The sequence below is a fragment of the Mesorhizobium sp. CNPSo 4671 genome (assembly GCF_057784245.1).
Genome location: NZ_JBWLUW010000008.1, coordinates 279394 through 292383 on the forward strand (window position 1 = coordinate 279394; position 12990 = coordinate 292383).

At 63.8% G+C, this 12990-nt stretch carries 7 protein-coding genes; 2 read left to right on the forward strand and 5 right to left on the reverse strand.

All coding sequences use genetic code 11. The features are described from left to right. Nucleotides 1-27: 27 nt before the first annotated feature. The gene (gene pepN, locus AC04SF_RS23265; RefSeq protein WP_488479681.1) at nt 28-2673 is read left to right on the forward strand and encodes an aminopeptidase N; all 2646 of its coding nucleotides are present in this window, start codon (nt 28-30) and stop codon (nt 2671-2673) included. A gap of 199 nt (nt 2674-2872) precedes the next feature. Then, complete coding sequence (locus AC04SF_RS23270; protein WP_488479682.1) at nt 2873-5194, forward strand: PAS domain-containing sensor histidine kinase; 2322 nt, start codon at nt 2873-2875, stop codon at nt 5192-5194. Nucleotides 5195-5239: 45 nt separating this feature from the next. On the opposite strand, the gene AC04SF_RS23275 is transcribed toward AC04SF_RS23270, so the two are convergent. The 5 genes from AC04SF_RS23275 to AC04SF_RS23295 all read right to left on the reverse strand — a co-directional run bounded on the left by AC04SF_RS23275 (nt 5240) and on the right by AC04SF_RS23295 (nt 12892). Further along, entirely contained in the window at nt 5240-5716 is a 477-nt protein-coding gene (locus tag AC04SF_RS23275; protein WP_488479683.1) for an EF-hand domain-containing protein, read from the reverse strand. 54 nt (nt 5717-5770) lie between these two features. Beyond that, nucleotides 5771-8725, reverse strand: coding sequence for a bifunctional [glutamine synthetase] adenylyltransferase/[glutamine synthetase]-adenylyl-L-tyrosine phosphorylase (locus AC04SF_RS23280; protein WP_488479684.1), 2955 nt, complete (start codon nt 8723-8725; stop codon nt 5771-5773). Continuing rightward, a complete protein-coding gene (locus tag AC04SF_RS23285; protein WP_488479685.1) occupies nt 8725-10206 on the reverse strand; it encodes a sensor histidine kinase in 1482 nt (493 codons plus the stop codon). The genes AC04SF_RS23280 and AC04SF_RS23285 overlap by 1 nt, the downstream gene beginning before the upstream one ends. Nucleotides 10207-10298: 92 nt before the next feature. After that, nucleotides 10299-10973 (reverse strand): response regulator transcription factor, encoded by a 675-nt coding sequence (locus tag AC04SF_RS23290; protein WP_027041628.1) that lies wholly within the window; start codon nt 10971-10973, stop codon nt 10299-10301. 365 nt (nt 10974-11338) lie between these two features. After that, entirely contained in the window at nt 11339-12892 is a 1554-nt protein-coding gene (locus AC04SF_RS23295; RefSeq protein ID WP_488479686.1) for a Do family serine endopeptidase, read from the reverse strand. Nucleotides 12893-12990 lie beyond the last annotated feature (98 nt).

Sequence of the window (12990 nt, forward strand, 5' to 3'; positions counted from 1 at the left end):
AACGCAATCGACAGGAAAACCCAGGGAATGCGCACGGACACCGGCCAGGTCTTCAAGCTCGAAGACTATCGCCCCAACGATTATCTCATTCCGCAGACCAACCTCACCTTCCGTCTTTCGCCCGAGGCCACGATCGTCACCGCAATACTGACGATCGAACGCCGCGACGGCGTAGCCGCGGCGGCGCCCTTGGTTCTCGACGGCGACGGGCTGACGCTCAAGCGCATCGAGATCGACGGCAAGAAGGCTAAACCAGCGGACCTGCTGGTAACCCCTGACCAGCTCACCCTTCTCAAGCCGCCTGCCGCGCGCCGGTTCCAGCTGCTGATCGAGACCGAACTGGCGCCGGCCGGCAACGAGGCCCTGATGGGGCTCTACCGCTCGAACAACGTCTATTGCACGCAATGCGAGGCCGAGGGCTTTCGCCGCATCACCTATTTCCTCGATCGCCCCGATATCCTGTCCGTCTACACCGTGCGCATCGAGGCGCCGCGCGACGAGGCGCCGCTGCTCCTGTCCAATGGCAATCCGGGAGACAGTGGCGATATCGGCGACGGCTGGCACTATGCCGTCTGGCACGACCCCTTCCCCAAGCCGTCCTATCTGTTCGCGCTGGTGGCCGGCAATCTCGGCCAGGTCGCCGACAGTTTCGTCACCCTATCCGGCCGCAAGGTCGAACTCGGCATCTATGTCGAGCCCGGCAAGGAGAAGCTGGCCGGCTACGCGATGGACGCGCTGAAGCGGTCGATGCAATGGGACGAGGAGGCGTTTGGCCGCGAATACGACCTCGACGTCTTCAACATCGTCGCCGTGTCCGACTTCAACATGGGCGCGATGGAGAACAAAGGCCTCAACATATTCAACGACAAATATGTGCTGGCCGACCAGGAGACGGCGACGGATGCCGATTTCGCCAATATCGAGGCGATCATCGCGCATGAATATTTCCACAATTGGACAGGCAACAGAATCACTTGCCGTGACTGGTTCCAGCTTTGCCTGAAGGAAGGGCTGACGGTCTTCCGCGACCACGAATTCTCCGCCGACCAGCGCTCGCGGCCGGTCAAGCGCATCGCCGAGGTACGCCTGCTGCGCGCGCATCAGTTTCCCGAGGATCAAGGCCCGCTGGCGCATCCGGTGCGGCCGCGCCGCTACCGCGAGATCAACAATTTCTACACGGCGACGGTCTACGAAAAGGGCTCGGAAGTGGTGCGCATGATCCGTACCATTCTGGGGGCAGATGCCTTTCGCGCCGGCATGGACCTCTATTTCGTGCGGCACGACGGCGACGCCGCGACGATCGAGGATTTCATCAAGGTGTTCGAGGATGCTTCGGGGCGTGACCTGTCGCAGTTCGCGCTCTGGTATCACCAGGCGGGCACGCCGAACCTGACGGTCAGTTCGACGCACAATGCGGCCGCGCAGGAGTTTACGCTCGAAATCGAGCAGTCGGTACCGCCGACACCCTCCGAAAGCCGCAAGCGGCTGATGCATATTCCGCTCGCCTTCGGCCTGATCGGCACCGGCGGCAAACCCGTCGCTTATAGCGGCGTCGAGGGCGCCAGCGTCGAGGACGGCGTCATCCATCTTCGCAAGCGCCGCCATATGGTGCGTTTCTCGGGCGTTGCCGAACGTCCCGCCGTGTCGCTCAACCGCGGCTTTTCGGCGCCTGTAACGCTGTCGGTCGAGCAGAAGGCTGACGACCAGTTCTTCCTCGCCCGCCATGACAGCGACGCCTTCTCGCGCTGGCAAGCCTTCAACACACTGCTCACCGATGCACTGATCGCAGCCTTCCGCGAAATCCTTGGCGGCAAGCAGCCGGTCTTCGCGACGCGGCTTACCGAGCTTGCCGGCAGCATCGCCGCCGATGAGACGCTGGAGCCCGCCTACCGGGCGCTGGCGCTGGCGCTACCGGGCGACGCCGACATCGCCCGCGACATCGGCAGGAATATCGACCCAGACGCCATTCACGCGGCCCGCGAGGCGCTGGCGCAGGTCATCGCCACGGCCAATGGCGAGGCATTTTCCAGCCTCTACCACAGCCTTGCCGACGAGGCCGCCTTCAGCCCCGACGCGGCGAGCGCAGGACGACGCGCCCTGCGCAACACTTTGCTGGATTATCTCTCGCTGCTGCCGGGTGGATCGGCACTGGCCGCCGGGCATTTCCAGTCGGCGACCAACATGACCGACCGCGCAGCCGCCCTTGCCGTGCTCGCGTATCGCCACCATGGTTCGCCGGAGGCAAACCAAGCACTGGCGGCTTTCGAAAAGACCTATGCATCCGACCCGCTGGTCATGGACAAATGGTTCCAGATCCAGGCCAGCGTGCCGGGGCCGCAGGCGATAGACACGGTTCGGGCGCTATCCGCTCATGCGGCCTTCTCGATGGCCAATCCGAACCGGGTGCGCTCGCTGATCGGCACTTTCTCCAGCGCCAACCAGACCGGTTTCCACCGCGCCGACGGCGAAGGCTACCGGTTCTTCGCGCAAACGGTGCTCGAGGTCGAAAAGCGCAACCCGCAAGTGGCGGCAAGGCTGGCGACGGCGCTGAGATCATGGCGTTCGCTCGAACCAGGCCGGCAGGCCAAGGCCCGGGAAGCGCTGCTTTCGATCGCAAATGCCGAAAACCTGTCGGCGGATCTGCGCGATATCGTCGAGCGCACGCTGGCCTAGGCACCCCTTGCCTTCTCCCCATGCGGGGAGAAGGCCCGAGCCATCGCACCTCCAAAACCGATTATTTTAGTCGATTTTTAATCTTTTTTCGCCGGACCACTGGACAAGGCGAATCACCTTTGATTCTTTACTGACGATTCGGATGTGCGGCGTTTGCCGGATCACAAAGCAGCATAGGCAAATTCGGGGAGTGCCATTTATGGCGAAGGCGGACGCGTGGGGCGCGCCCGGTGGGATGGCTTTTGCGCGTCGCGAGACGCGCAGCGATGGCCTTGCCGGGAATACGCGGCTCATTGCCGAACCGGCCTACAAGCGGCTTCTGGCCGCCGAACCGCTGCTGCGCCGGTCGATACCGGCCCTCATCATCATCTTCCTGCTCGTCATCGCGGCGCTGCGCGTGCTGTCACTTATGAACGAGCGCGACGATGTCGAGCGCGATGCCAAGGCGATCCTGACGCTGGCGGCGGGTCAGCTGGCCAGTTCGCTGGCTACCACCTCGGACACCGTACCCGGCGCCATCCAGGACCTGCTGGAAACCACCAGCCGCCAGGGCGCGATGGGCCGCAGCCACGTACTCGTCATCACCGACAACGCCTTCAAGATCACCGCGGTGACGCCGCGCTCGATGCCATGGCAAGGCCATGCGCTCGACGGCCTCGTCGAGGGCGGCCAGCCGCTCTTCATGTTCGGCGACCGCGCCGGCGTCATGGAGGTCAGCATTGGAGGGCAGGACTGGTATGCGGCGGTCAGTGTGGCCAAGGACCGGAAGGGAGCGGCGGCGGCCCTGGTGCCGCAGGAAGCAGTCTTCGACACATGGCGCAAGACCGTCTCGCTCAACGTCACCCTGTTCGTGCTGACAGCCGGCGTGCTCATCATCATCCTCTACGCCTATTTCGGGCAGGCCGCGCGCGCCCAAGCCGCTGACCGCATTTATCTCGAAGCGCATCAACGCATCGACATGGCGCTGGTGCGCGGCCGCTGCGGCCTGTGGGACTGGGACATGGTGCGCGGCAAGATGTACTGGTCGCGCTCGATGTACGACATGCTCGGCTACGAGCCCTGCGACACGATGCTGTCCTTCGGCGAGGTCGACGAGATCATCCATCCCGAGGACGGCGACCTGTTCGAGCTCGCCAACAAGATTGTCGCCCGCGAGATCGACCACATCGACCAGGTGTTCCGGATGCGGCATGCCGATGGCCAATGGGTGTGGATGCGCGCGCGTGCACAGGTCATGGATCCGGAAGCGCCGGAAATCCAGCTGATCGGCATCGCCGTCGACGTCACCGAGCAGCGCCATCTGGCGCTGCGTTCGGAGGCCGCCGACCTGCGGCTCAGGACCGCGATCGAGAACATCAACGAATCCTTCGTGCTGTGGGATTCGGCGCAGCGCCTGATCATGTGCAACTCCAAATACCAGCAAGACAACGGGCTCTCGGATCGCGACGTGATGCCGGGTGTGACACGCGCTTCCCTCGAAGAGCGGATGCTGGCCTTTGCGTCCGAGCGCCGGCTCGCCAACACCAATGGTCCGCAAGGCGGCGCCACTTTCGAGCGGCAGCTGTCAGACGGCCGCTGGCTGCAGGTCAATGAACTCCGGACCCGGGACGGCGGCATCGTCTCGGTCGGCTCCGACATCACGCAGATCAAGCTGCATCAGGAAAAGCTGGTCGACAGCGAACGCCGGCTAATGGCAACGATCCATGACCTCAGCCTCGCCAGGCGCTCCGAAGAGGAGCGCTCCAGTGAACTGGTCGACCTCAACCGTAAATACATGAAGGAAACCGAACGCGCCGAAGCCGCGAACCGGGCTAAATCCGAGTTCCTGGCCAACATGTCGCATGAACTGCGCACGCCGCTGAACGCCATCATCGGCTTCTCAGAGCTGATGGAACAGGGGCTGTTCGGGCCGCTGGGGTCGGAGCGCTACGAGGAGTATGCCACCGACATCAACAGCAGCGGCAAATACCTGCTCGGCGTCATCAACGATATTCTCGACATGTCCAAGATCGAGGCCGGCCAGTTCTCGCTGGACCGCGAGCAGATCGACCTCGGTCCGCTGATCAGCGAGACGGTGCGCGTCGTCTCGCTGCAGGCGGCGCAGAAGGCGATCACCGTGGAAACACGCATCGCCGATGCGCTGACTTTGTTCGCCGACCGCCGGGCCATCAAGCAGATCGTCATCAACCTCCTGTCCAACGCGGTGAAGTTCACCGGCCAGGGTGGCCACATATCGGTCAGGGCCCGCAACACATCGGGCGCGCTGGTGCTGACCATCGAGGACAATGGCTGCGGCATTCCGAAGGAGGCGCTCGGCAAGCTCGGGCGGCCCTTCGAACAGGTGCAGAACCAGTTCTCCAAGAACCATGCCGGATCCGGCCTTGGCCTCGCGATCTCACGCTCGCTGGCCGAGCTCCAGGGCGGCGCGCTGAAGATCCGTTCGACCGAAGGTGTCGGCACGATCGTATCGGTGCGCATTCCAGTGAAGAAGGCGCCGGCGGCCGTTAAGGTCGCAGCTTAAGCGGCTGGGCTCCGGCTGATCTTGCCGGAGCCTGCCTCTTAAACTTCACTGCATGGTGTCGCCGTCGTCGTCATCCGATTGGCCATGATGGTCAAAACGCCCGCCCTTCGGCAGTTCGCTCTTCTCGATCTTGCCGTCATTGTTCTTGTCGAGCATGGCGAACACCTTCTTCTCGCGGCCGGTGATGTCATCCGTGGTCAGCGTGCCGTCGCCCTTGGTGTCGTAGCGGGCGATGATGCGCCTAGCCATCCGCTCGAAGCGGGCCTTCTCCAGCGCGTCGGCGAGTTGGGCGACGGTCAGCTTGCCGCCATTCTCGGCAACGAGCTTCTTCAGCCGGGCGTTCATGGCGTCCGAAAACTGATCAAAGGTGATGGCGCCGTCTGAATCGCTCATCGCCTTGTCGAGGCGGGCCATCATGCTCTCACGCATTTTCGCACTGGCATTATTTTCGGCATAGGCGGTGGTGCCGATGGCGCCGGCAAGCGCCGCGAAGGCAAGGGCAAGCTTGGTTGACTTTCTCATGATCTTCTCCTGTTGCATCGTCACCCCCGATGCGGCCGGACGACCGTTTCACCGTCATCCGGCACGAAGCAAAAGATCAAAATCCTTCCTGACCTTTTGCGACGTCTCCTTGAGATGTGCTTCCAGCACACCGAAATCCGGCAGGTCGGTGACCGCCAGGAGCAGATCCGAAAGCCCCGGCGGAACGTCGTCGCGCTCGAACGGCCCGGTGAGGCACAGACGCGTCATCTGGGTCAGCGCCAGATAGAGCGCATAGGCATCGCCAAGGTCATGCCTGACCCTGGCATCGGCGAAACGAGGCGCCAGTCGCGACAGGATCTCGGCCGTACCGGTGGCGCGCGGCCCGGCCTCCACCTGCCCGGTGATGACAGCCACCTGGGCGATGAATTCGAGGTCGATCAGCCCGCCGGGGATCAGCTTGATGTCCCAGAGGTCACGCGCAGGCTTTTCCTTATCGATCATGGCGCGCATGTCCGAGGCCTCGGCCTTCACCTTTGCCGCGTCGCGCGGCTGGCGGAGCACGGCTGCAACCTCCGCTTCGACCTCGGCGCACAGGCCGGCATCACCGCCAATGGGCCGCGCCCGCGACAGCGCCATGTGCTCCCAGGTCCAGGCCTCCTGGCGCTGGTATTTCTTGAAGGCATCGATGTGGGTGGCCACCGGCCCCTTGTTGCCGGACGGCCGCAGCCGCAGGTCGAGTTCGTAGAGCACCCCTTCCGCCGTCGGCGCCGATACGGCCGAGATCAGCCGCTGCGTCATACGCGTGTAATAGTGGGAGGGCGCCAGGGGCTTGTCGCCGTCTGAGTCCTCGGCGTCCGCGTCATGATCGTAGAGCAGGATGAGGTCGACATCCGATCCAGCGGTCAATTCGCGGCTGCCGAGCTTGCCCATGCCGAGCAGCGAAACCACGCCGCCGGCGACCGTGCCGTGGCGCGCCGCGAATTCGGCGGTCACTGCCTGCAACGCCGCCTCGATGGTGAGATCGGCGAGGTCGGAAAAGGCGCGGCCGGCGCGAGACGGATCGATCGAGCCGGCAAGCAGCCGCACGCCGATCAGGAATCTTTGTTCCGAGGCAAAGATACGCAGCCGGTCCAGCACCTCCTCATAGGCCCGGTCGCCTTCGAGGAAGGCAGAAAGCCGTGCCGAGAGATAGGCGCGGTCAGGCAGTTCGGTGAGAAGGGCGGGGTCGAGAAGGCCGTCGAAGACATGCGGCCGGCGCGTGATGATCGCCGCCAGCCGGGGTGCCGCGCCCATGATGGTCGCCATCAGCTTGAGCAGCGCCGGGTTTGACTGCAGCAGCGAAAACAGCTGGATGCCGGCCGGCAGACCGGCAAGGAACTCGTCGAAGCGGATCAAAGCTTCGTCCGCCCGGCGCGTCTGGCCGAAAGAGCGCAGCAACGCCGGCGTCAATTCCGTCAGCCGCTCGCGCGCCTCCGCCGACCGGGTGACGCGATAGCGGCCGAAATGCCAGCCGCGAATAACGCGGCAGATGTCGCTCGGCCGCTGGAAGCCGAGACCGTGCAAGGTCCGCAGCGTGTCGGGATCATCGACATCGCCGGTGAAGACCAGATTGCCGATCCCAGCCGAAAGCTCCGGAGCGGTTTCAAACAGCGCCGCATAGTGGCGCTCGACCTGCTGCAGCGAGGCGCGGAATGCCTGGGAAAATGCGGCCGCATCGGCAAAACCCAGCATGCGGGCGATCCGTTCCAGCCCTTCATCGTCTTCCGGCAACGTATGCGTCTGCTCGTCGGCTACCATCTGGACGGCATGCTCGACGCGGCGCAGGAACCAGTACTGGCGGGCAAGCGCGTCACGCGCATCGGCGGTGATCCAGCCGCGCGCGGCGAGCTGGCCGAGCATCGACACGGTTTCGCGACCGCGCAGTTCCGGAAAACGGCCGCCGGCGATGAGCTGCTGGGTCTGGACGAAGAACTCGATCTCGCGGATGCCGCCACGGCCGAGCTTGACGTTGTGGCCCTTCACAGCGATCTCGCCATGGCCCTTGTGAGCGTGGATCTGGCGCTTGATCGAATGGACGTCGGCAATCGCCGCGTAGTCCATGTATTTGCGCCAGATGTAGGGCTGCAACTCCTTGAGAAAGGCAGCGCCCGCGGCCAGGTCGCCGGCCACGGGACGCGCCTTGATCATCGCCGCACGTTCCCAGTTCTGGCCACGTGCTTCGTAGTAACGCAGCGCGGCTTCAACGGGGATCGCCAGCGGAGTCGAACCGGGATCGGGGCGCAGCCGCAGATCGGTGCGGAAGACATAGCCGTGCTCGGTGCGGTCCTGCAGAATGCGCACCAGCCGTCGCGTCAGCCGCGAAAACAGCTCCGTGGCGTCGAGCGGATCGACCACGGCAGGCGCTTCCGGATCGAAGAAGACGACCAGATCGATGTCGGAGGAGAAATTCAACTCATGCGCGCCGAGCTTGCCCATGCCGAGCAGGATCCAGCCTGACTGCCGCGACGGATTGTCGAGAGCGGCCAGTTTGAGCTTGCCCTGGCCATGCGCGTCGCGCAGCAGGAAGTCGACAGCCGCGCGGGTGCAGGCATCGGCAAGATCGCTCAACCGCCGCACCGTCAGTGATGTTTCCGCCTCACCGGCGAGATCGGCCAGCGCGATCAGGAAATGCGCCTCTGCCTTCAACTGGCGCAGCTCCATCATCAGGCTGGATTCGGAAACCGCCTCAGCAAGAGGCGCGTACTCGATGGCGGCGGTGATCGCTTTCAGGCGCACTTCGATCGGCTGATCGAAAAGGGCGTCCAGAATCCCAGGCCGGCGCCGTGCCGTATCGCGCAAAAACGGCGAGAGGTCGAAGACGGTGGCCAGGAAATCCTGGCCCTCCCCCTTGCCGGCCAGGAATTTGACCAGCCGCGCCAACCCTTCTTCGCGTGCCACAGCAGTGATTTCGGCCAGTGCCTGCCGCGCCCGATCTTTGTCGAGCGGAGCAAGCCCGGCCATTGGCTTCAGCAGCCAGTCCGTGACCGTCCGTTTCGCAACCGCAGCCATCAATGATCCTCCCGTGCGGGGAAACTCATGACCACGGATAATCCCGGATTGCCAGGCAGAAGATCAAGCCGCCCATAGTGGAAGGTCATGACCGCCTTGGCGAGGCTGAGGCCAAGGCCGGAGCCGGGCTGCGAACGGCTCTTCTCCAGCCGAACGAAACGTTCGGTTGCGCGCGCGCGATCGGCATCGTCCGGAATGCCCAGGCCGTTGTCGGCGACGCAAAGCCTGATCTCGCCATGGGTCCGCTCGAGCGTGACATGAACCGCCGGCTTGGACGTGGAGTCCGTCGAATATTTGATCGCATTGTCGACGATGTTGGACAGCGCCTGGCCGATCAGCTCGCGGTTGCCGTCAACGAGAAAAGCACCATTCACCTCGGCTTCGAGCAAAACGCCGGCCTCTTCCGCCACCGGCTCGTAGAGCTCGGCGACATCACGCACCGCCGCCGCCAGATCGACCCGGTTGGTGTGTTCGGACGAATATCCGGCCTCCAGCCGGGAGATCATCAGGATCGCGTTGAAGGTTCTTATCAGCTGGTCGGACTCGGCGATGGTGCCTTCGAGCGCCTGGCGGTAATCGGCGGGCTTGTGCTTGCCGGAAAGTGTCGCTTCGGCGCGGTTGCGCAGCCGGGTCAGCGGCGTCTTCAGGTCATGCGCGATGTTATCGGAAACCTGCTTCAGGCCTTCGTTGAGCGTGGCGATCCTGGCCAGCATCGAATTGAGGTTTTCCGAAAGCCGGTCGAATTCGTCGCCGGCGCCAGTCACAGGCAGCCGGCCCGATAGATCGCCGCCCATGATGCGGCGGCTGGCCTCCGACACGCTGTCGATGCGCTTCAGCGCGGCACGGCCGACAAAGAACCAGATCAAGATGCCGCCCAGGCCCATCATGCCAAGCGCCAGCATCAGCGCACGGCGGATGACGGCGCGGAAGCGCTCTGGTTCGCCAAGATCGCGGCCGACCAGCATGATCATCTGATTGGGCAGCCGCAGCACCAGCGCAATGGCGTTGTGCCCCTTCTCGCCTTCGGCCTGCGGTGTCGCGTTGTCACCAGTTGCGGGAGCTGTCGTCTGGTCTGACGTTCCGCTGCGCAGGCGGTCAAGCTCGCCTTCGCCGAAGCGCTTGTAGGAGAACGGCTCGGTCGTCCAACCCTCCGTGTCGATCACCCCCGGTTCCAGGCTCTGCACGTTGCCGGTAAGGATCTGGCCGTTGGCGTCGGCGATCAAATAGAGGTTGGCACCAGGCTGGCGGGAGCGGTTTTCGACCACGCGCACCAGCACCGGCAGGCCGCCGCGCTGATAGGCACGGGCGAGGCCGAGCACTTCGTCGTTGATGGTCTCCTGTGTCTGCGCTGTCAGCATGCGCGCCGATAGCGAGGTCATGTAGAAGACAAGCAGCACGGCGCAGAGCGCGAAGAGCAGAAGGTAGAGCGCCGAAAGCCGCGCTGCCGTCGTCCTCATAATGGCCGGCACGGAAAGAGCCATGCTGTCGCCTAGCTCTTTGTTGGAGCATGATCTCTGGACAAACGGAAACCGTTTGTCCGAGAAAACCGGCTCCCACCTTTCGGGGTCATGCTCTAGCCGCCCTTCAGCATGTAGCCGGCGCCGCGAACCGTATGCAGGATCGGCTTGTCGAAGCCTTTTTCGATCTTGCCGCGCAACCGCGAGACATGGACATCGATGACATTGGTCTGCGGATCAAAATGATAATCCCAGACATTTTCGAGCAGCATGGTGCGCGTCACCACCTGGCCGGCGTGGCGCATCAGATATTCGAGCAGGCGAAATTCGCGCGGTTGCAGCGTGATCTCGCGCGCCGCCCGTCGAACCGAGTGCGACAGCCTGTCGAGTTCAAGGTCGCCAACCCGGTAGACGGTTTCGGCCTCCTTGGCGCTGGCGCGGCGGTTCAACACCTCGACGCGGGCCAGAAGCTCGGAAAACGCATAGGGCTTGGTCAGATAATCGTCGCCGCCGGCGCGCAAGCCAGTGACCCGGTCATCGACCTCGCCCAGCGCCGACAGGATCAGCACCGGCGTGGTGTTGCCCCGGGAGCGAAGGCCGGCAATGACCGAAAGGCCGTCGCGGCGCGGCATCATCCGGTCGATGACCATCACGTCGTAGTCGCCGGCGTCGGCAAGCGCGAAACCGGTTTCGCCGTCACCGGCGACATGCGCGGTATGACCGGCCTCGGCAAAGGCTTTCTGCAGATAATCCGCAGCCTCGCGATCGTCTTCTATGACGAGAATCTTCATTGGGCCGTTATACGCGATTTCGCTGGAAGGTTGAGTAGCCGGCATCTGCATTTAGCCTTTGCCAAAGCGCGTCGCGATCAAGATGATCGGGATCGCGCGCGATAAAATCTTGTTCTCTGGTTGCCTTCATCCCCGACAAGCCTGTTTCGGGGCCTGTTTCGGGGCATGATCCTGCAATCACCACATCCTCTCGGCCCAGCCCGAGGGAGTGTTTTTGGGGCGGCTTCCAAAATGTGCGGCAGCGGGCGATGGGAGGCCCGCTGCCGCTGGAGGAGAGCACGATGACTGACTAACGTACCCGGCTCCATGCTTTCCCATGCGGCGGCTCGGGGGTGTTTGAAACCGCAGCACCGGAAAAGTCGTTGTCAGCCCTTGGCGACGGGCAGCGCGACGAAACGGTTGTTGTTGTCGCGGGTGATCTGCATCAGCACCGCCTTGCGGCCGGCCTTCACCGCGTCGGTCATCGCCTTGGTGACGTCGTCGGTGCCGCTCACCTCGTTCGAATTGACCGCGGTGATGATGTCGCCCGGCTGGATGCCGCGGTCGGCGGCTGTGCTGTCGGGATCGACATCGGTCACCACAAGACCCTTGCCGTTTTCGGACTTGGTGACGGTGAGGCCGAGATCGGCCAGTGTGTCGGGCTTGGCCGGAGCAGCGGGCTGCTGCTGCTGGTCGTTCGAGGCCTGCTTGTCGCTGGCCGGCAGCTTGCCGAGATCGACCTTGATCGTCTGGCTCTTGCCGTCGCGCCAGACGGTGACGTCAACCGACTTGCCCGGCGAATAGGCGCCGATCAGGCGGGCGAGTTCCTTCGGCGAAGCGACATCCTTGCCCTCGACCTGGGTGATGACGTCGCCAGCCGTGATGCCGGCCTTTTTACCGGGGCCATCATCCTGGGCGCTCGACACCAACGCGCCGTTGTTGGACTTCAGACCGAGCGATTCGGCGATGTCCGAGGTGACCGGCTGGATTTCGACGCCGAGCCAGCCGCGCTGCACCGCACCGCTCTTCATCAAGTCCTCGACAACCTGCTTGGCGGTCGAGGCAGGAATGTCGAAGGCGATACCGACGCTGCCGCCCGAGGGCGAGAAGATCGCGGTGTTGATGCCGACCACCTGGCCGTTGAGGTTGAAGGTCGGGCCGCCCGAATTGCCGCGGTTGACCGAGGCGTCGATCTGGAGGAAATCGTCATAGGGGCCGGCGCCGATGTCGCGGCCACGCGCCGAGACAATACCGGCAGTGACGGTGCCGCCGAGGCCGAACGGATTGCCGACGGCCACGACCCAGTCGCCGACGCGAACCTTGGAATCGTCGGCGAAATCGACATAGGTGAACTTGCCACCACCGTCGACCTTGAGCACGGCAAGGTCGGTGCGCGGATCGGTGCCGACAAGCTTGGCGTCGAGTTCCTTGCCGTCACTGGTCACCACGGTGAAAGCGGTGCCTTCCTCGACTACGTGATTGTTGGTGACGAGGTAGCCGTCCTCGGAAATGAAGAAGCCGGAACCCTGCGCCACCGGGCGCGGCTGGTCGTTGTTGCTGCGGTCGCGGTGACCGAAGCGGCGATGACCGTCGTCGTTCTGACCGTTCTGGTCGCCAAAGCCACGGAACTCCTTGAAGAAGCGGCGCAGTTGCGGATTGTTGGGAAGATTGTCGAAGCCGTCCTGGTCATCGGAGCCATCATCGGCGGTCGGCTGGATCTTGGCCTTCACCTTGACGCTGACCACGGCCGGCGAAACGCGTTCGACGACATCGGCGAAGCCTTGCACCTGTGGCGCCTCGACACGCACGGCATCGGCCAGAACAGGGCTGGTTCCGCTGGTCAGCGCGCCAACGCCGATCGCGCCGGCGACGGCGACGGAAGCAGCGGCGGCCAGAAGACGCTTGCGGGTGCGGGAATATGAATTGGGGGCAATATTCATGGGTCTCTTATCCTCTTTCAGACGGACGCAGCTTGATCGGCATCCTCGAGGAGAGAGAATTAGAGAGGCGCACATTACAGCGCCATTTCCGACACATG